Consider the following 20,136-nt stretch of genomic DNA (forward strand, 5'->3'; position numbering starts at 1 on the left):
ACACAAATGAAAAAGGACCCGCGCGGGTCCTTTTTTTCATGGTGGCGGCCGGGCTCAGAGTCCCAGCACCGCCTGCATGTCGTACAGGCCGTTGTGCTTGCCTTCCAGGAAGCGCGCCGCGCGCAGCGCGCCTTCGGCGTAGGTGGCGCGGCTGGCCGAGCGGTGCGTGATCTCGATGCGTTCGCCGATGCCGCAGAATGACACGGTGTGGTCGCCGACGATGTCGCCGCCGCGCAGCACCGAGAAACCGATGGTGCCCGGCTTGCGCACGCCGGTGTCGCCGTGGCGGCTCCAGGTGGCCACGTCGGGCAGGGCCACATCCCAGGCCGAAGCGATGGTCTCGCCCATCTTGAGCGCGGTGCCCGAGGGGGCGTCGACCTTGTTGCGGTGGTGGGCCTCGAAGACCTCGACGTCATAGCCCGAATTCAGGATGCGGGCGGCCATGTCCAGCAGCTTGAGCGTGGCGTTCACGCCCACGCTCATGTTGGGCGCGAACACGATGGCGGTTTTCTGCGCGGCCACTTCGATGGCGGCGCGGCCGTTGTCGTCGAAGCCGGTGGTGCCGATGACGGCCTTCACGCCCAGCCTGGCGCAGGCCTGCAGGTGTTCCAGCGTGCCCTCGGGGCGGGTGAAATCGATCAGGCAGTCGGCGTTGGCCAGGGCGGCCAGGTCATCGGTGATGGCGACGCCGGTCTGCTGGCCCAGCGGGGCGCCCGCGTCCTGGCCCAGCGACGGCGAACCCTGGCGGTCGAGCGCGACAGCCAGTTGCAGGCCGTCGGCCTTCAGGACGGCGTCGATCAGCATCTGGCCCATACGGCCGCTGGCGCCGGCGATAGCAATACGCATGAAAAATCCTTGGGGTTAGCGCAGCGGCTCGGGCGCGTTGCCGGGCTGGCCGGGGTATTGGTTCATCGGGCTGGTGGGGGCGGCGGCGTCGCGCTTCTTCTGTTCTTCTTCCTGCTTGAGCCGGGCCTCGTCCTCGCTCAGGCGCTTGTCGGCCTTTTCGTCGGCGGCGGCGCTGGGCGTGTTGATCTGGTAGGGCTGCAGGTCGGGCTGCTTGTCGCCTTCCCAGCGGGTCAGCCGGTCATTCTCGAACCAGACCGTGAACTTGCGTTCCTGGGCCTCACCGTAGCCGGGCTTGTAGTAGTAGGGGTAGTCCCAGCGGTTGGCGTGCAGCACGCTGGTCAGCGTGGGGCTGCCCAGCGCGAAACGCACCTGCTCGCGCGTCATGCCCGGCTGCAACAGCGCGACCTGTTCCTGGGTGATCCAGTTGCCTTGCTGGACACCGGCCTTGTAGGGGAAGCCCCACTTGTCCCCCGTGCAGCCGGCGAGGGCGACGGCCAGGGCGGCGATGGCCAAACCGGTCTTGAGCGAGCGGGAAGGAATTCGTGCAATCATGGACACTACGCGCCCCTATTATTTGGAAGCAGACAAAACCGTTATCATAAAGGTTTCATAAGGATAGTTCTGCGGGGCGGCAGGAATTCTGGGGAGCCGGCTCGCGGTTACCGAGTATCCTTGCCCATGCCAACGCGGACGGAGAGCGATTACACCATGAGCGACCAAAGCGAACTGAAAAACATGGGTTTGAAGGCGACTTTCCCGCGCCTGAAAATTCTTGATATCTTCCGTAAGTCGGACCAGCGCCACCTCAGCGCCGAGGACGTCTACCGTGCCCTGATCGGCGAAAACGTCGAAATCGGCCTGGCCACCGTCTATCGCGTCCTGACCCAGTTCGAACAGGCCGGCATCCTTGCCCGCAGCCAGTTCGACAGCGGCAAGGCCGTGTTCGAACTGAACGACGGCGATCACCACGACCACCTGATCTGCACGAACTGCGGCAAGGTGGTTGAATTCTCCGACCCGGACATCGAAAAGCGCCAGCAGAAGATCGCCAAGGACAATGGCTTCGCGCTGGAAAGCCACGCCATGGTGCTGTACGGCATCTGCGGCAGCTGCCTGAAAGGCCGCTGAGCTTTTTCGCGTCGGACCTGACCGCGGCCGCGCTCGCCGCGAGTCAGTGAAAGCAAAAGCCCCTTCTCCAAGAAGGGGCTTTTTTTATTCCCGGACCGAGTCCGGCTTGGGGAATGAGGATCGCCCGGGCCTGAACCGCCTCAGGCCGGTGCGCGGCCAAAGCCTGCCAGCATTTCGCGGGCGTGCTCGCGGGTGGTGGCGGTGAGCTTGATGCCGCCCAGCATGCGGGCGATTTCCTCAACCCGGGCGCCGTCGTCCAGCTCTTCGATGCGCGAGCGGGTGGTGCCGCGCGATTCGGTCTTGCTGACCAGGAACTGGTTGTTGCCGCAGGCAGCGACTTGCGGCAGGTGAGTGACGCACAGCACCTGGTGGCGCTCGCCCAGTTCGCGCAGCAGCTTGCCGACGGCTTCCGCCACGGCGCCGCCGACGCCGCTGTCGACTTCGTCGAAGATCAGCGTGGGCACGCGCGCGGCGCGGCTGGCGATGACCGACAGCGCCAGCGAGATGCGCGACAGTTCTCCGCCGGACGCGACCTTGGCCAGCGGCCGCGGCGTGGTGCCGGCGTGGCCGGCCACCAGGAATTCGACGTGTTCATTACCGTGGGCCGACGGCGCGGCGGCGGCCAGCGTGGGTTCGAACTTGCCACCCTGCATGGCCAGGGTCTGCATCGCCTGGGTGACCTGCTTGCCGAGATCCTTGGCGACCTTGCGGCGCGCAGTGGTGAGCTTGGCGGCGGCGGCGTCGTACTGCGCCTGCGCCGCCTGCGCCTGGGCGCGCAGCGCGTCGATGTCGGCGGCGGCCTGCAGGGCCGAGAGCTCGGCATGCAGGCTGTCGCGCAAGGCGCATAGCGCCTCGGGTTCGGTGCGGAACTTGCGCGCCGTCTCGAACACCGCGCTCAGGCGCGCCTCGACGTCGGCCAGCCGGCGCGGATCGAGATCGACGCGGCTGACATAGTTGTTCAGGTCGGACACGGCTTCGCTGATGGCGATGCGGGCCGATTCGAGTTCGTCGTAGATGCCCTGCAGGCCGGTGTCGTGCCGCAGCATCTGCTGGATGCGCTGGTTGGCCGCGGTCAGCCGGTGGTGGGCGGAGTCGCCTTCGCCATCGAGCGCGTCCAGGATCTGCGTGGCGCCGTCCAGCAGCGACTGCGAATGCGACAGGCGGGTGTGCTCGGATTGCAGGGCGTCCCATTCGTCCGGCGCAAGGCCGAGACGGTCGAGCTCATCTACCTGCCACTGCAAGCGTTCGCGTTCGGCCGCCAGGCCCGCGGCGTCTTTTTCGGCCAGCTCCAGCTGCCGCGCCAGCGCGCGCCATTGCTTCCAGGCCTGGGCTACCCCCTGGCGCAGCTCGCCGTGGCCGCCATGCGCGTCCAGCAGGTCGCGCTGGGCTTCCGGGCGCATCAGGCTCTGGTGCGCATGCTGGCCGTGGATGTCGACCAGGCTGTCGCCCAGTTCGCGCAATTGCGCCACCGTGGCGGGCGTGCCGTTGATGTAGGCGCGGCTGCGGCCCTGCGCGTCGATCACGCGGCGCAGCGCCAGTTCGTCGTCGGCGTCGATCTCGCGTTCGGCCAGCCAGGCGCGCAGCGCCGGCGGCGTGTCGAAGACGGCGGTGATGTCGGCGCGGGCGGCGCCTTCGCGCAGCACGCTGACGTCGCCGCGCTCGCCCAGCGCCAGCGCCAGCGCGTCGACGAGGATGGATTTGCCCGCCCCGGTCTCGCCGGAGAAGACGGTGAAGCCGGGACCGAAATGGATCTCGGTCTGCTCGACGATGACGAAGTCGCGGATGTGCAGGGTGCGCAGCATGTCGGGGCGCTTACTACTCTACGTTGTCGGTGGCCTGCGGCATCAGGTTCCAGTGCAGCTTGCGGCGCAGGGTGGAAAAGAAGCTGTAGCCTTCCGGATGCACGAAGCGGATGGTGTAGGGCGCGCGCTGCACCACGATGCGGTCGCCGGGCTGCAGGTCGGACCAGGTCTGCATGTCGAAATGCACGCTGGCCCCGACTTCGACGCGGCCCATGGCGGTGAGCGTCATGTTCAGCACGCCGCTGTCGGGAATGACGATGGGACGGTTGGACAGGGTCTGCGGCGCCACCGGCACCAGCACCATGGCGTTCATGCCGGGGTGCAGGATCGGGCCGTTGGCCGACAGCGCATAGGCGGTCGAGCCGGTGGGCGTGGCGATGATCAGGCCGTCGGCGCGTTGCGTGTACATGAAGGCGCCGTCGAGTTCGACGCGCACCTCGATCATGCCGCCGCGCCCGGCGCGGTTCAGCACCACGTCGTTCAGGGCCGAGGCCGCGTACATCTGCTGGTCGCCGCGCCAGGCGCTGCCTTCGAGCAGCATGCGCTCTTCGATCTGGAAGTTGCCCTCCAGCACGCGCGTCAGCGCGCCGTGCGCGTCCTGCACGGGAATGTCGGTGATGAAACCCAGGTGGCCGTGGTTGATGCCGACCACCGGCACGCCGTAGGGCGCGAGGTGGCGCGCGGCGCCCAGCACCGTGCCGTCGCCGCCCATGACCACCGCCAGCGACGCATCCTTGCCGATCTCTTCGTAAGTGGCGACCGGGTATTCCGTGAGGCCGGTGTTGCGGGCCGTGTCGGCATCGACGAGCACCTGCCGCCCGGCCTGCGTGAGCGCGTGCGCGAGCGCCCTTAGCGGAGTGGCCAGGCCGGTGTCCTGGTATCTGCCGATCAGCGCGACGGTAGGAAAGTGCATGGTGGCGAGGCGAATCAGAAAAACGAAATCGGTCCGGAATCGGGCCTGTTAGCCGATTATATGGGGCCGCATATCGGCTTGCGGGACAAAAATCGCCTTAATTGGAAAAGATTCCCTAAAATACCCGCTATGGATGACCGCGCACGCGCATTACTGAAAGCGTTGATCGAACGCTACATCGCCGATGGGCAACCAGTCGGCTCGCGGACGCTATCGAAGGTTTTCGATCTGTCGCCCGCGACCATCCGCAACGTCATGGCGGACCTGGAAGAACTGGGCCTGATCCACAGTCCGCACACGTCCGCGGGGCGCATTCCCACGCCCCGTGGCTACCGCATGTTCGTCGATTCGCTGCTGGCGGTGCAGTCCTACCAGCTCGAACCCCACAACATGGGCGACATGCTGGCGGCGGCCGAGCCCACCCGCGCGGTCAACGCCGCCGCGGCGCTGCTGTCGAACCTGACCCAGTTCGCCGGCGTGGTGCTGACTCCCAAGCGGGCCCAGGTCTTTCGCCAGATCGAATTCATCCGCCTGTCCGACAAGCGCGTGCTGCTGATCATCGTCACGCCCGACGGCGACGTGCAGAACCGCATCCTGTTCGTGCAGCGCGACTACGCCGAGGCCGAACTGCTGGAGGCGGGCAATTTCTTCAACGTCCATTTCGCCGGCAAGTCCTTCGACGCGGTGCGGCGCACCCTCTCGACCGAACTGGCGCAGTTGCGCGAAGACATCTCCCGGCTGATGCAGGCGGCGGTCGAGGCCAGCGCCGAAGCGGCCGAGGATGGCGACGCCGTGGTCATCTCGGGCGAGCGCAAGCTGCTCGACGTCACCGACATCGCGTCCGACATGGACCGCCTGCGCAAGATGTTCTCGCTGTTCGAGAAAAAGACCGACCTGCTGCAGCTGCTCGACGTGTCGAGCCGGGCGCAGGGGGTGCAGATCTACATCGGCGGCGATTCCCAGCTGGTGCCGATGGAAGAGGTCTCGGTCATCACCGCGCCCTACGGCGTGGACGGCAAGGTGGTCGGCACGCTCGGCGTGATCGGCCCGACCCGCATGGCCTACGAGCGCGTCATCCCGATCGTGGACATCACGGCGCGCCTGCTGTCCAACGCCCTCAGCCACAACCAGTAGTCCCACCCGAACCGACATCCTCCTGGCGGAGGAAGGGGAGTTTTTGTGTTTCTTCGCCTGTTCAAGTATCTCTGGCCTGAACGCTACCTGCCCGAAGCCGAGCAGGAAGACCCCTTCAACGAAGATCCGCCGCCGCGGGTCGAAGGCAAGGTCGGCGTGCTGCTGGTGAACCTTGGCACGCCGGACACCCCTGGCAAGAAGGACATCCGCAAGTACCTGGGCGAATTCCTGTCGGATCCCCGCGTGATCGAAATCCCGCGCTATCTCTGGAAGCCGATCCTGCACGGCCTGGTGCTGACGCTGCGTCCCAAGAAACTGGAGCCGCGCTATGCCGGCGTCTGGCTCAAGGACGGCTCGCCGCTGATGGTCTACAGCCGCCGCCAGGCCGAAGGCGTGCAGGCGGCCTTGAGCGCCGCCGGCGTCGAGGCGGTGGTCGAGCTGGGCATGCGCTACGGCAATCCCTCGATCCCCGACGCCATCTCGCGCTTGCGGGCGCAAGGATGCGAACGCATCCTGACCGTGCCGCTGTACCCGCAGTATGCCGCCAGCACCACCGCCACCGTGGTCGATGCCGTCACGCGCCATGCGGCCCGGCTGCGCGACCAGCCGGAAATGCGCTTCATCAAGCGCTTCCACCAGGAACCCCTCTACCTGGATCCGCTGGCCGCCAGCATCGAGGCGCATTGGCGCGAGCACGGCAAGCCGCAGAAACTGGTCATGAGTTTCCACGGATTGCCGCGTTATTCCATCGAGCTGGGCGATCCGTATTACCGCGACTGCATGGAAACCGCGCGGCTGCTGTCGCAGCGCCTCTCGCTGCCGCGCGAGCAGATCGAAGTGACCTTCCAGAGCCGCTTCGGCACCGCCCGCTGGCTCGAGCCCTATACCGAACCCACCCTCAAGGCGCTGGCCGCCTCGGGTGTGACCGAGGTGGATGTGGTGTGTCCGGGATTTGTGGCAGACTGTCTGGAAACCCTGGAAGAGATCAGCCTGGAGTGCCGCGACGCCTTTCTTGGCGCGGGCGGCAGGCAATTCCGTTACATTCCGGCGCTGAACGACGATCCGGCCTGGATCGCAGGGTTGGCCACTCTGGTGGAACGGCACTTGCAGGGGTGGCCCACGCATTCACGGACTTGAAGGAGAGGGCGCATGCACCATGATCCCAAGACGGGCAAGATTGTGAAAAAGGGGAACGTCAGCACCCCGGTGGACGAGGATCAGGTCGAACACGAGCTGGACGAGGCGCTGGCCGAGACCTTCCCCGCAAGCGACCCGATCGCCATCAACCCGGAACCCGACGACGACCCTGCCGTCGACCGGGCCCTGAAAGACACCTTTCCCGCCAGCGACGCGCCGGCCCCGGCCCAGCCGGGCAAGAAATGACCTGTCGTTGACCGGGCCGGACGGGCATTTTGCCCCCTGATCCTGGGCGTCTGGAGGGGCTCCAGGAAAACGGCGGGCTTTTTGCCGTGGATTCCGCCCCGTCCCAAGGGTGGTCCGCGACGGGGAATATTTGCTTTCCCGGGCTTGAAATAGGGGTATTGGCCCCCATTCATGTCTGCGAAAGCCATTCTTTTTGGAGGATTCCCCATGACGGCACCCAACGAGCCTGTAGATCAGACGCCCGGATTCGGCGATGACGCCGATGCGGCCCCCGCCGCCCAGGACGCCGCGCAGGCCGAGCTGAACGAGTTGCGCGCCCAGCTGGACGCGGCCCAGGCTACCGTCAATGAGCAGCAGGACCAGCTTCTGCGCGTGCGCGCCGAAGCCGAGAACGTGCGCCGCCGCGCCCAGGAGGAAGTCTCCAAGGCGCGCAAGTTCGGCATCGAGTCGTTCGCGGAAAGCCTGGTGCCGGTCAAGGACAGCCTGGAGGCCGCGCTGGCCCAGGCCGACCAGACCGTGGACACGCTGCGCGAAGGCGTCGAAGTGACGCTCAAGCAGCTGGCCGCCGCCTTCGAGCGCAACCTGCTCAAGGAAATCGCGCCGGTCCAGGGCGACAAGTTCGATCCGCACCTGCACCAGGCCATTTCGTCGATTCCCGCCGAGCAGCCCGCCAACACGGTGGTGCAACTGCTGCAGAAAGGCTACGTCATCGCCGATCGCACGCTGCGCCCGGCGCTGGTAGTGGTGTCCGCCGGCCAAGGCTGAGCGGGCGGCGCGCCATGACCGATCCCCGTTTCGACCCGGCGCAGGTCTTCGCGGTCTTCGACATGCGGCATGTCGACTCCGCGGGATTCGACGCGGCCGTGGTCCAGGCGCCGGGATCGGACCTGCGCTGCGTGTTCCTGTGGGGCCAGGATTGCTATAACTGCAATCTCTTCAAGCAGGCGGCATTGCTGCACCAGGAAACCCTGCTGGGCCTGGGCCTGACCTGGTTCGAGGCTGACGTCTACGCCGACGAACCCCTGGGTCGTCGCTTTTCCCTGCATGGCGTCCCCACTTTTGTGCTTTACCGGGCCGGAAAGCGGCTCGGCCGCATTACCGGTTGGCCCGGATTGCCCCAGTTCACGGCGGCGATCCGGCGCCTGCAGGAAACCCCGGCGGAAAATTCCAGCCAGGCGTCTTGAAAAACCCTGCGGGCAGCCCCAGTTATGTGGGGACAGGAAATTTCTCTCCAATTTCACAGATTTATCCAAGGTAACCCGACCATGAGCAAAATTATTGGCATCGACCTGGGCACGACCAACAGCTGCGTGGCTGTCATGGACGGCGGTCAGGTCAAGATCATCGAAAACGCCGAAGGCGCCCGCACCACCCCCTCGATCGTCGCCTACATGGACGACGGCGAAACCCTGGTGGGCGCGCCCGCCAAGCGCCAGGCAGTGACCAACCCCAAGAACACCCTGTACGCGGTGAAGCGCCTGATCGGCCGCAAGTTCGAGGAAAAGGCGGTGCAGAAGGACATCAACCTGATGCCCTATGCCATCGTCAAGGCCGACAACGGCGACGCCTGGGTGGAAGTGCGTGGCAAGAAGATGGCGCCTCCCCAAGTGTCGGCCGACGTGCTGCGCAAGATGAAGAAGACCGCCGAGGACTACCTGGGCGAGGAAGTGACCGAGGCCGTCATCACGGTGCCGGCCTACTTCAACGACAGCCAGCGCCAGGCCACCAAGGATGCCGGCCGCATCGCCGGCCTGGAAGTCAAGCGCATCATCAACGAGCCGACCGCGGCCGCGCTGGCCTTCGGCCTGGACAAGACCGAAAAGGGCGACCGCAAGATCGCCGTGTATGACCTGGGCGGCGGCACGTTCGACGTGTCCATCATCGAAATCGCCGACGTCGATGGCGAAAAGCAGTTCGAAGTGCTGTCGACCAACGGCGACACCTTCCTGGGCGGCGAAGACTTCGACCAGCGCATCATCGACTACATCATCGGCGAGTTCAAGAAGGAACAAGGCGTCGATCTGTCCAAGGACGTGCTGGCCCTGCAGCGCCTGAAGGAAGCCGCCGAAAAGGCCAAGATCGAGCTGTCCTCCAGCCAGCAGACCGAGATCAACCTGCCGTACATCACGGCCGACGCCTCGGGTCCGAAGCACCTGAACCTGAAGATCACGCGCGCCAAGCTGGAAGCGCTGGTCGAGGAACTGATCGAACGCACCATCGAGCCCTGCCGCGTGGCCATCAAGGACGCCGGCGTGAAGGTTTCCGACATCGACGACGTGATCCTGGTCGGCGGCATGACCCGCATGCCCAAGGTCCAGGAAAAGGTGAAGGAATTCTTCGGCAAGGATCCGCGCAAGGACGTGAACCCCGACGAAGCCGTCGCCGCTGGCGCCGCCATCCAGGGTTCCGTGCTGTCGGGCGACCGCAAGGACGTGCTGCTGCTGGACGTCACCCCCCTGTCCCTGGGTATTGAAACCCTGGGCGGTGTGATGACCAAGATGATCCAGAAGAACACGACCATCCCGACCCGGTTCTCGCAGACGTTCTCGACCGCCGACGACAACCAGCCGGCCGTGACGATCAAGGTGTTCCAGGGCGAGCGCGAAATCGCCGCGGGCAACAAGGCCCTGGGCGAGTTCAACCTCGAAGGGATCCCGCCGTCGCCGCGCGGCATGCCGCAGATCGAAGTCACGTTCGACATCGACGCCAACGGCATCCTGCACGTTTCGGCCAAGGACAAGGGCACCGGCAAGGAAAACAAGATCACCATCAAGGCCAACTCGGGTCTGTCGGAAGACGAGATCCAGCGCATGGTCAAGGATGCCGAGGCCAATGCCGAGGAAGATCACCGCGTCGCCGAGCTGGCCCAGGCCCGCAACCAGGCCGATGCGCTGGTGCACGCCACCCGCAAGTCGCTGACCGAATACGGCGACAAGCTCGAGGCGTCCGAGAAGGAAAGCATCGAAGCGGCCATCAAGGAGCTGGAAGACACGCTGAAGGATGGCGACAAGGCCGCCATCGACGCCAAGGTCGAAGCCCTGTCGACCGCCTCGCAGAAGCTCGGCGAAAAGATGTACGCCGACATGCAGGCGCAGCAAGCGGCCGGCCAGCAGCAGGCCGCCGACAACGCGAAGCCGGTGGACGATAACGTCGTCGACGCCGACTTCAAGGAAGTCAAGCGCGACCAATAATGGCCGGGCGCTGACCTGCCTCTGCCGCCCGGTAGCCGGAGAAATCCGCCTACCGGGCGAACTCATTCTGTAGCACTGAAAAGAAGGCTCTCCCCCGAGCCCACCGATCATGGCAAAACGCGACTATTACGACGTCCTGGGCGTGGCAAAAAATGCCTCGGACGACGAACTCAAGAAGGCCTATCGAAAGCTGGCCATGAAATACCATCCGGACCGCAATCCGGACAGCAAGGAAGCCGAAGAGAAGTTCAAGGAAGCCAAGGAAGCCTACGAGGTCCTGGGTGATGAACAGAAGCGCGCCGCGTACGACCGCTACGGCCACGCGGGCGTCGACCCCAACGCCGCGGGCATGGGCGGCGGCGGCATGGGCGGTGGCTTCGCCGACGCCTTTGGCGACATCTTCGGCGAGATCTTCGGCGGTGGCGGCGGTGGCCGCCGCGGCGGCGGTCCCCAGGTGTACCGCGGCGCCGACTTGAAGTACGCGCTGGAAATCACGCTGGAGCAGGCAGCGGCCGGCTTCGACACCGAGATCCGCGTGCCCAGCTGGGAAAACTGCGACACCTGCCACGGTTCCGGCGCCAAGCCCGGCACCTCGCCCAAGACCTGCCGCACCTGCGGCGGCTCCGGCGCGGTGCGCATGCAGCAGGGCTTCTTCAGCGTCCAGCAGACCTGCCCGACCTGCCACGGTAACGGCAAGGAGATCACCGATCCGTGCGTGGCCTGCGATGGCGTCGGCCGCATCCGCCGCAACAAGACCTTGCAGGTCAAGATCCCGGCCGGTATCGACGACGGCATGCGCATCCGCTCCAGCGGCAATGGCGAGCCGGGCATCAATGGCGGCCCGCCGGGCGACCTGTATGTGGAAATCCACATCAAGCAGCACAAGATCTTCCAGCGCGATGGCGACGACCTGCACTGCGAACTGACCATCCCGTTCACCACGGCGGCGCTGGGCGGTGAACTGCAGGTGCCGACGCTGGGCGGCAAGGCCGAGATCTCGATTCCCGAGGGCACGCAGTCCGGCAAGACCTTCCGCCTGCGCGGCAAGGGCATCCGCGGCGTGCGCGGCAGCTATCCGGGCGACTTGTACTGCCACGTGGTGGTCGAGACGCCGGTGCGCCTGAGCGATGACCAGAAGAACATCCTGCGCCAGTTCGAGGCCTCGCTGAACGACGGCGGCGACCGCCACTCGCCGCAAAGCAAGTCCTGGACCGATCGCGTCAAGGAATTTTTCAGCTGAATCGCCTGACCTGACTCCCGCCATTGCGGCGGACCACGGCCCAGGGTCTGGAGGTATCCGGACCCTGGGCCGCTTTCATTGTGGCAGGCGGCACGACGTCGGGGCGAAAAAAAACCGCGGCTTGCGCCGCGGTTTCACTACGGGTACTGCTACTTCTTGCTTCAGACTTCGTACTGCTGACTACGGGTGCTGCTAACTACGGGTCTTGCTAACTACAGTTGCTGCCTCTTCCAAAACAGACTTCGTACTGCTACTACAGGTCCTGCTACTTCCACTGCTACAGTTCTGCCGCCGTTGCCGGAAAATACCGACCCCGAACCATGATGCCGTCCGAGGCCGGTCGGGCTACAGCAAGCAGCTCACCGGGTGATCGGCGGGTATTCGAGCTCGCCGAACGTGTATTGGCCGCTGGCCTTGGCCTGGGCAAGTTCCTGCTGGACTTCGGCGCGGCTCTTGCCGGCGGCAGGCGCTGCCACGACCGGCGGGTATGGCAGTTCGCCGAAGGTGTATTCGCCGCTGGTCTTGGCTTGTTGCAGCTGGGCCTGCACTTCCTGCGAGCTCAGGCTGGTGGCCTGGGGCAGGGCGGGCGGGTAGTCCAGCTCGCCGAAGGTGTATTGGCCGCTGACCTTGGCTTGTTGCAGTTCGGTCGCGACCTGGGCGCTCGACTTGGCTTGCTCGACACCGGCGGCTTGCGCGCCGGCGCCGGCCAAGGCTAGGGAAATCAGAAGGGTAGTCGTCAGGGTTTTCATAATGACCTCCAATGTTGTAGACGGGGCCGAATCCGGCGGCCCTCCGTCGTGGTTCGTTGTTTGTTCCCGATGACTGAATTGTGCGCGTCATCTCACCTGGGATAAACCCGTATATCTTGAAAACATCTTTCCAAATGGATGGGTAATAAGCATTTGGATAAGAAATCTCCCCGTTTATGGCATGGTCATGCGTCCAGCCCGTCCCTCATGAGGGGAACGGGGTTGCGGACAGGCAAAAAAAACCCCTGCCGGAGCAGGGGCGTCGGATGCCGGAAGGCGTGGCGTCAGGGCGCCTTTTTCTTGAAGTCACCGGCGACGGCGGTGCTGAAGCCGTCCGGGCGCAGGTACTTGCGCAACGCCGCGTTGACCACGTCAGGGGTGAGGGCGGTGATCTTCCTGTCCATTTCGGCCGACCATTCGAAGGTGCGGCCGCGTTGCAGGTAGTCGAGCCAGGTGCCGGCCAGCACATCGTCCTGGGCGCGGGCCAGGTTGCGGTAGTTCAGCAGGGCGGTGATGCCTTCGGAGATTTCCTTGTCGGTGAAGCCGTCCTTGAGCACACGGGCCAGTTCCTCGCCGATGGCTTTTTCCAGGCGCTCGCGGTTCTGCGGCGCGTAGATGGCGTACATGGTCCAGCTGGCGCTGGGTTCGAACGAGGACACCGACAGCGAGCTGCGCACGTTGTAGGACAGGCCTTCGGTCTCGCGCACACGGTTCCACAGGCGCGAGGTCTCCGAAGCGCCGAACAGGTAGTTGGCCAGGTACAGCGCCGGGTAGTCGGCGTCGCTGTCCTGCAGCTTCAGGGGCATGCGCGAGATATAGAACGCATTGGCCTTGTCCGGAGTCTCGATGTCGAACTGCTTGGCCGGGATGTCGCGGTACGGATTGCCGACACGGGTGTAGGCGGGGGCGCGTTTCCAGCCCGCCAGGCCATCCTTGACGGCCTTTTCGACGGCTTCGGGCTCGAAGTCGCCGACGGCCGAGTACTCGATCTTGCCGGCGCCGTAGAACTTGGCGTGGAACTTGACCAGTGCGTCACGGTTCAGCGCGCGCACGCCGGCCAGGGATTCCTCGAACGTCGGTACGTAGCGCAGGTCGTTGGCGGGCCACGGATTGTCCTGGCGGGCCAGGGCGCGTCCGGCCAGGGCCTGCGGCTCGGTCATGGCGTTCTGGATCGAGGTTTCGAGCTGGCGCTGGTGTTCCTCGAGCTGTTCCTTGGGGAAGTTGGCGTTGCGCACGATGTCCAGGGCGAGGCGGGTCAGTTCGGGCAGGTTTTCACGCTTGGTCGACATGGCGATCCTGAGCGTGGTGCCGCCGCCGCTGAAGCCCAGCTCGGCCTGCAGTTTGTCGAGGCGGTCCTGGATGTCCTGGCGCGACAGCTTGGCCGTGCCGCGGGCCAGCAGGTCGGCCACGGCGCTGGAGTTCACGCGCTGGCCGAGCAGGTCTTTTTCGTTGCCGAACTGGATCAGCATCTGCGCCTGCACGCGGTTGCCGCGGGTAGCCTTGGGCAGCAACGCCAGCTGCACCGGGCCGTTGGGCAGGTCCAGCGTCTTGCGCTGGGTCAGGCGGTCGATGTTCTGCGGAGTGGGATCGAACGCGGATGCCGCCTTGAAGTCGGGGTCGCCCTTGTAGTCCTTGAACACCGCGGTCAGGTCGACCCGTTGCGTCTGCGGCGCGCGCAGCGGCTTGTCGGTCGGGATGTAGCGGCCTTCGATGCGATTGCTTTGCACCAGGTAGGTGGTGGCCGCCTGCTGCACCTCGGCCAGCGTGGCCTTGCGGGCGCGGTCGCGCTGCAGGAAGAACAGGCGCCAGTCGCCGGCGGCGATGGCTTCGGACAGCGCCACGCCGACTTGTTCGGGATCGCTGTAGGTCTGCTCCCACGAGGTCAGCCATTTGCTGCGCGCGCGGTCGAGTTCCTGTTGGGTGAAGGGTTTCTTGCCCAGCGTCTCGAGCGTGCCGGTGAGCGCCTTCATGGCCGCGTCCTGGCTCTTGCCCGGGGTCAGTTGAGCGGCGAACATCGCCAGGCCCGGATCCAGGTTTTCCATGGTGAAGCCGAACACGCCCGAGGCCAGCTTGGTCGGCACCAGCGCATGGTAGAGGCGGCCGGACGGCGTATCGGCCAGGATGGTGGTGGCCAGGTCGAACGGCACGAAGTCGGGGCTGCCGGCGGCCGGGATGTGGTACATCGCGGCGACCAGCGGCGTGCCGCCGGTGCGGCGCAGGGTGACGGCGCGCTCGCCGTCCTGGGCCGGTTCGACGGTGTATTCCGGTGGCAGCTGGCGGTCCGGCTTGGGCAGCTTGCCCAGCGTGGATTCGATGTCGGCCAGCGTGGCCTGCGGATCGAACTTGCCGGCCACGATCAGCACCGCGTTGTCGGGCTGGTAGTACTGGTGATAGAAGGCGCGCAACTGGCCGATGTCGACGTTCTCGACGTCGGAGCGGGCGCCGATGGTGTTCTTGCCGTAGCTGTGCCACTGGAAGGCGGCCGCCTGCATCTTCTGCATGAGGATGCGGAAAGGGCTGTTCTCGCCGCTTTCCATCTCGTTTCGCACCACGGTCATTTCGGAATCGAGGTCTTCCTTGGCGATCAGGGAATTGACCATGGCGTCGGCCTGCCAGCCGAGGTACCACTTGAGGGTGTCGGGGTTGGCGGCGAAGCTGGCGAAATAGTTGGTGCGGTCGCTGGAGGTCGAGCCGTTGGCCTGCAGGCCGCGGCGCGAGAATTCGCCCATGGCGTTGCGGGTGGTGGACGTGCCCTTGAACAGCATGTGTTCGAGCAGGTGGGCCATGCCGGTCTGGCCGTAGTTCTCGTTGCGTGAGCCGACCAGGTAGGTCATGTTGACCGTGGTCGAGGGCTTGGATTCGTCGGGAACCAGCAGGACGCGCAGGCCGTTGCTGAGGCGGTATTCGGTGATGCCTTCAATCGAGGCGGCCTCCGTGACGCCGGCCGGCAGGCTGGCGGCTCCGGCCTGGAAGGCCAGGAAGGATGAAAACAGCAGCGCGCCCAGGGGGCGCGGCAGCTTCGATATGGACAGGCGCATGGCGGACTATTCCTTTGGCATGGCAGAATCCGTTGGAGTGTATACGGTGTGAATGGTTCAGGGTCTTGGGCCCCCGCGCGCCGCTCCGTCATTCTGTCTGGAAAACCGCGCATGTCGCTATCCCTTGAAATCGAGACTCCCCGGCTGGTGCTGCGACAGTGGCTGGCTGCCGACCGCAAGCCGTTCGCCGCCATGAATACGGATGCGCGCGTGACCCGCTACCTTCTGCCGATGAGCGCGGCGCAAAGCGACGCGTTGGCCGACCGGTTGGCCGCGGGCATCGACGAATACGGTTGGGGATTCTGGGCCGTCGAAGCGCCGGGCGTCGCGCCGTTCATCGGATTCGTCGGGATCAAGGCGCTGGCGCCGACGCTGCCGTTCGCGCCCGGCGTGGAAATCGGCTGGCGCCTGGCCGCGCCCTATTGGGGCAGGGGCTATGCCAGCGAAGCCGCGCAGGCCGCGCTGCGGGTGGGATTCGAGCAGGTCGGTCTTTCCGAGATCGTGGCGTTCACGGTTCCGGAGAACGAGCCGTCGCGCGCGGTGATGCGGCGCCTGGGCATGCGCGAGGAAGCAGCGCGCTTCGCGCATCCGGCGGTGCCGGACGGCCATCCCTTGAAGACGCATGTGTTGTATCGGCTGGCGCGCGAGGCCTGGCGGGCGCGGAAAAATGGTGACGCAGGAACAGGCGCGGAGCCGGTCGCGGCCGCATAAGGACTGATGGGGCGATAGGGGCCGGCAAGCCTTGGCAACCGGGGCTGGTGCAACGCAACACGCTGGCGTGGCCAGGCCGATTTGAGGTCGGGACGGGCGCGGGTGTAAGCTTTGCAGAACGTAGTTGCTGTTGTCGACGGGACGCGCGACAGCCGTCTACAGGTTTCCCGTCCAACGCCAGCCGCCGCCCCGCCGGGTCGCAGACCTGCCCCATGCCGGATCGCGACCCCGCCCCGCGGGCGACGACGGTGCTTGCTGTTCGCGCCTTCGCCGCCGGCATCCTGCCGGCGCATCTTTCGGAGGAACGACCCATGCTGACCGAGATCGTCACGCGTGCCTTGTCCCAATTGACCGGCAGCCCCATGAGCGGCGACCGCATCAAAGGACAGTTTCAGTACGCTTATGCCAGTGATGACGGCCAATTCGTGGCCATACTGACCCATGACATGACCACCTATGTGGTGGACCTGCGCACGCAGCGCTATTTCGCCGAATGCGGAGGCTCGCCGCGAGGCTTTGCGGGGCATGTGCTCGAGATGGAGGGCGCCGAGGCGCGCCAGCATCCGTGGCCCGCGGCCAATGACCTGTTCGACCTGGATATGGACGCCGACGAGCTGTCCTGGCGCCAATGCCCCGGGATGCGCAGCATGGCCGAAGGCGCGCACCGATCTGTGGAGAGCCGCGCCGCCTGAGAGTGGCCAGAAGCGGCAGTACCGTCACTGAACCGGCGCCATCGCCGGTTTTTTTTGTCCCATCGGCAAGGCGGCTCGCTACAATCCGCGCCATGACTACGCACGCTGACAACGGCGCCCCGGGCGGCGCCATCCTGGTCGATTGCACGCACGAGCGCCATGCGGACCAGATCCTGGCCATCTTCAACGAAGCCATCGCCACTTCCACCGCGCTGTACGACTACAAGCCGCGGCCGCGCGAGGCGATGCTGGGCTGGTTCCAGGCCAAGGCCGCCGGCGGCTTCCCGGTGGTGGGATTCGAGAACGCGGCGGGCGAGCTGATGGCGTTCGCCAGCTACGGCACGTTCCGCGCCTGGCCGGCCTACAAGTACTCGGTCGAGCATTCCGTGTATGTCGACGGCCGCTTTCGCGGGCGGGGCTTGGGCGAGGCGCTGATGCGCGTGCTGATCGAACGCGCCCGCGCCAACCAGGTGCACCTGATGATCGGCGGCATCGACGCGGCCAACCAGGGCAGCATCAAGCTGCATGAGAAGCTGGGATTCGTGCATGCCGGCACCATCCGCGAGGCCGGCTTCAAGTTCGGTCGCTGGCTCGACCTGGCTTTCTACCAGTTGACCCTGGATACGCCGGCGCAGCCGGTGGACGGCTGAAGCGAGCCACGGGGACGGCGCCGCCAGGCGCGGCGGCGCGTCACTTCGACAGCACTCGCATCGCCTGTTCCAGACCCGCGACCGTCACGGGGTACATGCGGTCCTGCATGATGTCGCGCATCAGCGCGATCGACTGGCGGTACTGCCACGACGCGGTGGGCTCGGGGTTGAGCCACACGGACTTGGGCCAGGCGTCCAGCAGCCGGCGCATCCACTGCGCGCCGGGTTCCTTGTTGTAGTGCTCGACCGAGCCGCCCGGCTGCAGGATCTCGTAGGGGCTCATGGTGGCGTCGCCGACGATGATCAGGCGCCAGTCGGGGTTGTACTTGCGCAGCACGTCCCAGGTGTCGAAGCGTTCGTTCTGGCGCCGGCGGTTGCTCTGCCACAGGCTCTCGTAGGGGCAGTTGTGGAAGTAGTAGACCTCGAGGTTGCGGAACTCGCTGCGAGCCGCGGAGAACAGTTCCTCGACGCGGCCGATGTGGTCGTCCATGCTGCCGCCGACGTCCAGCAGCATCAGTACCTTGACCGTGTTGTGGCGCTCCGGGACCATGCGCAGGTCCAGGTGCCCGGCATTGCGCGCGGTGCTGGCGATGGTGTCGTCCAGGTCCAGTTCGAGTTCGGCGCCTTCGCGCGCGAAGCGCCGCAGGCGGCGCAGCGCGACCTTGAAGTTGCGCGTGCCCAGCTCGACCTGGTCGTCGTAGTCCTTGAACTGGCGCATGTCCCAGACCTTGACCGCGCTGCGGTTGCCGGCCGACTGGCCGCCGACGCGGATGCCTTCGGGGTGGTAGCCGCCGTTGCCGAAGGGCGAGGTGCCGCCGGTGCCGATCCATTTGCTGCCGCCGGCGTGGCGTTCCTTTTGCTCTTCCATGCGTTCCTTGAAGAGCTCCATCAGCTTGTCCCAGCCGTGCCTCTCGATGGCGGCCTTCTCTTCCGGCGTCAGGCTCTTCTCGAACTGCTTGATGAGCCAGTCCAGCGGGATGTCCTTGCCCGCCGGCAGCGCGGCCTCGATGCCCTTGTAGTAGGCGCCGAAGGCCTTGTCGTAGCGGTCGTAGAGCGCTTCGTCCTTGACCAGCGCGGTGCGCGCCAGGAAGTAGAAGTCGTCCAGCGTGGGCGTCATCACGTCCTGGCGCAAGGCGTCCACCAGCGTCAGGTATTCCTGCACCGAGACCGGCAGCTTGTGGGCCCGCAGGTGGTAGAAGAAGTCGATCAGCATGGCGGCCGCCGTGAGTGAAACGTCAGCGGCGCTGGGCGCCGCGGGTCATGGCGGCGAGCCGTTCCAGCAGGTGCACGTCCTGTTCGTTCTTGAGCAGGGCGCCGGCCATCAGCGGCACCGCGGTGGCGGTGTGCGCGTCGATCTGCGCGGCGCTGACGTCCTCGGCCAGCAGCAGGCGCAGCCAGTCCAGCAACTCGGAGGTCGACGGCTTCTTCTTCAGGCCCGGCGCGTCGCGCAGGCTGAAGAAGGTGTCGAGCGCCGCGCGCAGCACGTCCTGCTTGAGTTCGGGGAAGTGCACCGCGACGATGTCGCGCATGGTCTCGCGGTCGGGGAAGCGGATGTAGTGGAAGAAGCAGCGGCGCAGGAAGGCGTCGGGCAGGTCCTTCTCGTTGTTGGAGGTGATGATGACCAGCGGGCGGTGGCGCGCGGCGATGGTCTGGCGCGTTTCGTACACATGGAACTCCATGCGGTCCAGTTCGCGCAGCAGGTCGTTGGGGAATTCGATGTCGGCCTTGTCGATCTCGTCGATCAGCACCACCACCGGCTGCTCGGCCTCGAAAGCCTGCCACAGCGTGCCCTGCACGATGTAGTTGCGGATGTCGCGGACTTTTTCGTCGCCGAGCTGCGAGTCGCGCAGGCGCGACACCGCGTCGTATTCGTAAAGACCCTGATGCGCCTTGGTGGTGGACTTGATGTGCCACTGCAGCAAGGGGCGGTCCAGCGCGCGCGCCACTTCCTCGGCCAGCATGGTCTTGCCGGTGCCGGGTTCGCCCTTGATCAGCAGCGGGCGCTGCAGTGTCAGGGCGGCGTTTACGGCGAGCTTCAGGTCATCGGTGGCGACGTAGCGATCGGTGCCATCGAAGCGTGCTTGCGGTGCGGAAGGAGCGGTCTGGGCAGCGGACATGGATCAGCGGACTTCTCGGGGTTGATGGGGATCAAGGCCATTTTCAGGTATTAATCCTGAGCAATTATCGTACAATCAGGCGGTTTTGCAGTTGGGTTCGACCCGCAACGTGTTTGCCGGGGGCCTTTCCGTGTGAGCAGGCCCTAGTCCTCAAGCCATACCAAGAAGAGCCATCCCAATGAAGTTGCGATTCTCTCGGAAGTACTCGGTTTCCCTGCTGGCCGCGCTGGCATCCTGTGCGATCGCCGGCCAGGCAAGCGCCGCAGATGCAGCCCCGGTCGGCAATGTCCAGAACGCCCGCGACAAGGTGTCCATGTGCATCGGTTGTCACGGCATCGAAGGCTACAAGGCAACGTTTCCCGAGCTTTACCACGTGCCGATGATCGCTGGGCAGAACGCGAAATACATCGAAACCGCCCTCAATGAGTACAAGAAAGGCGCGCGCAGCCATCCCACGATGGACGCCATTGCCGGCAGCCTGTCCGACCAGGACATCGCCGATCTGGCCGCGTACTACTCGAATCTCAAATAACCGGGGGGCA

20 protein-coding genes are annotated in these 20,136 nt (G+C 65.6%); 12 read left to right on the top strand and 8 right to left on the bottom strand.

Annotation, left to right across the window (positions count from 1 at the left end; translation table 11 throughout):
* Positions 1-54: 54 nt before the first annotated feature.
* Both dapB and AT699_RS05960 read right to left on the bottom strand, forming a co-directional pair.
* Positions 55-846 carry a 4-hydroxy-tetrahydrodipicolinate reductase gene (dapB, locus tag AT699_RS05955; RefSeq protein ID WP_006389037.1) on the bottom strand — a complete coding sequence of 264 codons (792 nt, stop codon included), beginning with the start codon at positions 844-846 and terminating at the stop codon, positions 55-57.
* A 15-nt stretch (positions 847-861) separates the two neighbouring features.
* Positions 862-1,398 carry an outer membrane protein assembly factor BamE gene (locus tag AT699_RS05960; protein WP_006389038.1) on the bottom strand — a complete coding sequence of 179 codons (537 nt, stop codon included), beginning with the start codon at positions 1,396-1,398 and terminating at the stop codon, positions 862-864.
* A gap of 156 nt (positions 1,399-1,554) precedes the next feature.
* On the opposite strand from AT699_RS05960, the gene fur reads away from it, so the two are divergent.
* Entirely contained in the window at positions 1,555-1,974 is a 420-nt protein-coding gene (gene fur / locus AT699_RS05965; RefSeq protein ID WP_006223539.1) for a ferric iron uptake transcriptional regulator, read from the top strand.
* 140 nt (positions 1,975-2,114) lie between these two features.
* On the opposite strand, the gene recN is transcribed toward fur, so the two are convergent.
* Positions 2,115-3,776, bottom strand: coding sequence for a DNA repair protein RecN (gene recN, locus AT699_RS05970; RefSeq protein WP_024067983.1), 1,662 nt, complete (start codon positions 3,774-3,776; stop codon positions 2,115-2,117).
* Positions 3,777-3,789: 13 nt separating this feature from the next.
* Complete coding sequence (locus AT699_RS05975; RefSeq protein WP_020924910.1) at positions 3,790-4,689, bottom strand: NAD kinase; 900 nt, start codon at positions 4,687-4,689, stop codon at positions 3,790-3,792.
* A gap of 129 nt (positions 4,690-4,818) precedes the next feature.
* Between AT699_RS05975 and hrcA the strand changes: the two genes are divergently transcribed.
* From hrcA to dnaJ, 7 genes are all read left to right on the top strand, one after another.
* A complete protein-coding gene (gene hrcA / locus AT699_RS05980; protein WP_006389041.1) occupies positions 4,819-5,823 on the top strand; it encodes a heat-inducible transcriptional repressor HrcA in 1,005 nt (334 codons plus the stop codon).
* Between the two features lie 45 nt (positions 5,824-5,868).
* Positions 5,869-6,960 (top strand): ferrochelatase, encoded by a 1,092-nt coding sequence (gene hemH, locus AT699_RS05985; protein WP_006389042.1) that lies wholly within the window; start codon positions 5,869-5,871, stop codon positions 6,958-6,960.
* A gap of 12 nt (positions 6,961-6,972) precedes the next feature.
* Complete coding sequence (locus AT699_RS05990; protein ID WP_006389043.1) at positions 6,973-7,206, top strand: hypothetical protein; 234 nt, start codon at positions 6,973-6,975, stop codon at positions 7,204-7,206.
* A 207-nt stretch (positions 7,207-7,413) separates the two neighbouring features.
* Entirely contained in the window at positions 7,414-7,971 is a 558-nt protein-coding gene (grpE, locus tag AT699_RS05995) for a nucleotide exchange factor GrpE (protein ID WP_006389044.1), read from the top strand.
* A 14-nt stretch (positions 7,972-7,985) separates the two neighbouring features.
* A complete protein-coding gene (locus AT699_RS06000; protein WP_006389045.1) occupies positions 7,986-8,390 on the top strand; it encodes a thioredoxin family protein in 405 nt (134 codons plus the stop codon).
* A gap of 81 nt (positions 8,391-8,471) precedes the next feature.
* Entirely contained in the window at positions 8,472-10,397 is a 1,926-nt protein-coding gene (gene dnaK / locus AT699_RS06005; protein WP_006389046.1) for a molecular chaperone DnaK, read from the top strand.
* A 109-nt stretch (positions 10,398-10,506) separates the two neighbouring features.
* A complete protein-coding gene (dnaJ, locus tag AT699_RS06010; protein WP_006389047.1) occupies positions 10,507-11,637 on the top strand; it encodes a molecular chaperone DnaJ in 1,131 nt (376 codons plus the stop codon).
* Positions 11,638-11,996: 359 nt separating this feature from the next.
* On the opposite strand, the gene AT699_RS06015 is transcribed toward dnaJ, so the two are convergent.
* Both AT699_RS06015 and AT699_RS06020 read right to left on the bottom strand, forming a co-directional pair.
* On the bottom strand, positions 11,997-12,386 hold the full coding sequence (locus tag AT699_RS06015) for a DUF4148 domain-containing protein (protein WP_058207253.1): 390 nt from the start codon (positions 12,384-12,386) through the stop codon (positions 11,997-11,999).
* A gap of 284 nt (positions 12,387-12,670) precedes the next feature.
* Complete coding sequence (locus AT699_RS06020) at positions 12,671-15,424, bottom strand: M16 family metallopeptidase (protein ID WP_024067986.1); 2,754 nt, start codon at positions 15,422-15,424, stop codon at positions 12,671-12,673.
* Between the two features lie 111 nt (positions 15,425-15,535).
* Here AT699_RS06020 and AT699_RS06025 point away from each other — a divergent pair, with 111 nt between their 5' ends.
* The 3 genes from AT699_RS06025 to AT699_RS06035 all read left to right on the top strand — a co-directional run bounded on the left by AT699_RS06025 (position 15,536) and on the right by AT699_RS06035 (position 17,477).
* Entirely contained in the window at positions 15,536-16,135 is a 600-nt protein-coding gene (locus AT699_RS06025) for a GNAT family N-acetyltransferase (protein WP_006389050.1), read from the top strand.
* Positions 16,136-16,446: 311 nt separating this feature from the next.
* Positions 16,447-16,827 (top strand): hypothetical protein, encoded by a 381-nt coding sequence (locus AT699_RS06030; RefSeq protein WP_006389051.1) that lies wholly within the window; start codon positions 16,447-16,449, stop codon positions 16,825-16,827.
* 92 nt (positions 16,828-16,919) lie between these two features.
* Complete coding sequence (locus AT699_RS06035; RefSeq protein WP_006389052.1) at positions 16,920-17,477, top strand: GNAT family N-acetyltransferase; 558 nt, start codon at positions 16,920-16,922, stop codon at positions 17,475-17,477.
* 40 nt (positions 17,478-17,517) lie between these two features.
* Here AT699_RS06035 and AT699_RS06040 read toward each other — a convergent pair whose 3' ends face one another.
* The gene (locus tag AT699_RS06040; protein ID WP_006389053.1) at positions 17,518-18,690 is read right to left on the bottom strand and encodes a vWA domain-containing protein; all 1,173 of its coding nucleotides are present in this window, start codon (positions 18,688-18,690) and stop codon (positions 17,518-17,520) included.
* Positions 18,691-18,712: 22 nt separating this feature from the next.
* Complete coding sequence (locus AT699_RS06045; protein WP_006389054.1) at positions 18,713-19,594, bottom strand: AAA family ATPase; 882 nt, start codon at positions 19,592-19,594, stop codon at positions 18,713-18,715.
* Between the two features lie 178 nt (positions 19,595-19,772).
* Between AT699_RS06045 and AT699_RS06050 the strand changes: the two genes are divergently transcribed.
* Positions 19,773-20,126, top strand: coding sequence for a c-type cytochrome (locus AT699_RS06050; RefSeq protein ID WP_006389055.1), 354 nt, complete (start codon positions 19,773-19,775; stop codon positions 20,124-20,126).
* Positions 20,127-20,136 lie beyond the last annotated feature (10 nt).

Source organism: Achromobacter xylosoxidans (assembly GCF_001457475.1).
Taxonomy (GTDB): domain Bacteria; phylum Pseudomonadota; class Gammaproteobacteria; order Burkholderiales; family Burkholderiaceae_B; genus Achromobacter; species Achromobacter xylosoxidans.

Coding starts and splice junctions, on each gene's coding strand:
- dapB (WP_006389037.1), bottom strand. CDS start 846: ATGCGTATTGCTATCGCCGGCGCCAGCGGCCGTATGGGCCAGATGCTG.
- AT699_RS05960 (WP_006389038.1), bottom strand. CDS start 1,398: ATGATTGCACGAATTCCTTCCCGCTCGCTCAAGACCGGTTTGGCCATC.
- fur (WP_006223539.1), top strand. CDS start 1,555: ATGAGCGACCAAAGCGAACTGAAAAACATGGGTTTGAAGGCGACTTTC.
- recN (WP_024067983.1), bottom strand. CDS start 3,776: ATGCTGCGCACCCTGCACATCCGCGACTTCGTCATCGTCGAGCAGACC.
- AT699_RS05975 (WP_020924910.1), bottom strand. CDS start 4,689: ATGCACTTTCCTACCGTCGCGCTGATCGGCAGATACCAGGACACCGGC.
- hrcA (WP_006389041.1), top strand. CDS start 4,819: ATGGATGACCGCGCACGCGCATTACTGAAAGCGTTGATCGAACGCTAC.
- AT699_RS05990 (WP_006389043.1), top strand. CDS start 6,973: ATGCACCATGATCCCAAGACGGGCAAGATTGTGAAAAAGGGGAACGTC.
- grpE (WP_006389044.1), top strand. CDS start 7,414: ATGACGGCACCCAACGAGCCTGTAGATCAGACGCCCGGATTCGGCGAT.
- AT699_RS06000 (WP_006389045.1), top strand. CDS start 7,986: ATGACCGATCCCCGTTTCGACCCGGCGCAGGTCTTCGCGGTCTTCGAC.
- dnaK (WP_006389046.1), top strand. CDS start 8,472: ATGAGCAAAATTATTGGCATCGACCTGGGCACGACCAACAGCTGCGTG.
- dnaJ (WP_006389047.1), top strand. CDS start 10,507: ATGGCAAAACGCGACTATTACGACGTCCTGGGCGTGGCAAAAAATGCC.
- AT699_RS06015 (WP_058207253.1), bottom strand. CDS start 12,386: ATGAAAACCCTGACGACTACCCTTCTGATTTCCCTAGCCTTGGCCGGC.
- AT699_RS06020 (WP_024067986.1), bottom strand. CDS start 15,424: ATGCGCCTGTCCATATCGAAGCTGCCGCGCCCCCTGGGCGCGCTGCTG.
- AT699_RS06025 (WP_006389050.1), top strand. CDS start 15,536: ATGTCGCTATCCCTTGAAATCGAGACTCCCCGGCTGGTGCTGCGACAG.
- AT699_RS06030 (WP_006389051.1), top strand. CDS start 16,447: ATGCTGACCGAGATCGTCACGCGTGCCTTGTCCCAATTGACCGGCAGC.
- AT699_RS06035 (WP_006389052.1), top strand. CDS start 16,920: ATGACTACGCACGCTGACAACGGCGCCCCGGGCGGCGCCATCCTGGTC.
- AT699_RS06040 (WP_006389053.1), bottom strand. CDS start 18,690: ATGCTGATCGACTTCTTCTACCACCTGCGGGCCCACAAGCTGCCGGTC.
- AT699_RS06045 (WP_006389054.1), bottom strand. CDS start 19,594: ATGTCCGCTGCCCAGACCGCTCCTTCCGCACCGCAAGCACGCTTCGAT.
- AT699_RS06050 (WP_006389055.1), top strand. CDS start 19,773: ATGAAGTTGCGATTCTCTCGGAAGTACTCGGTTTCCCTGCTGGCCGCG.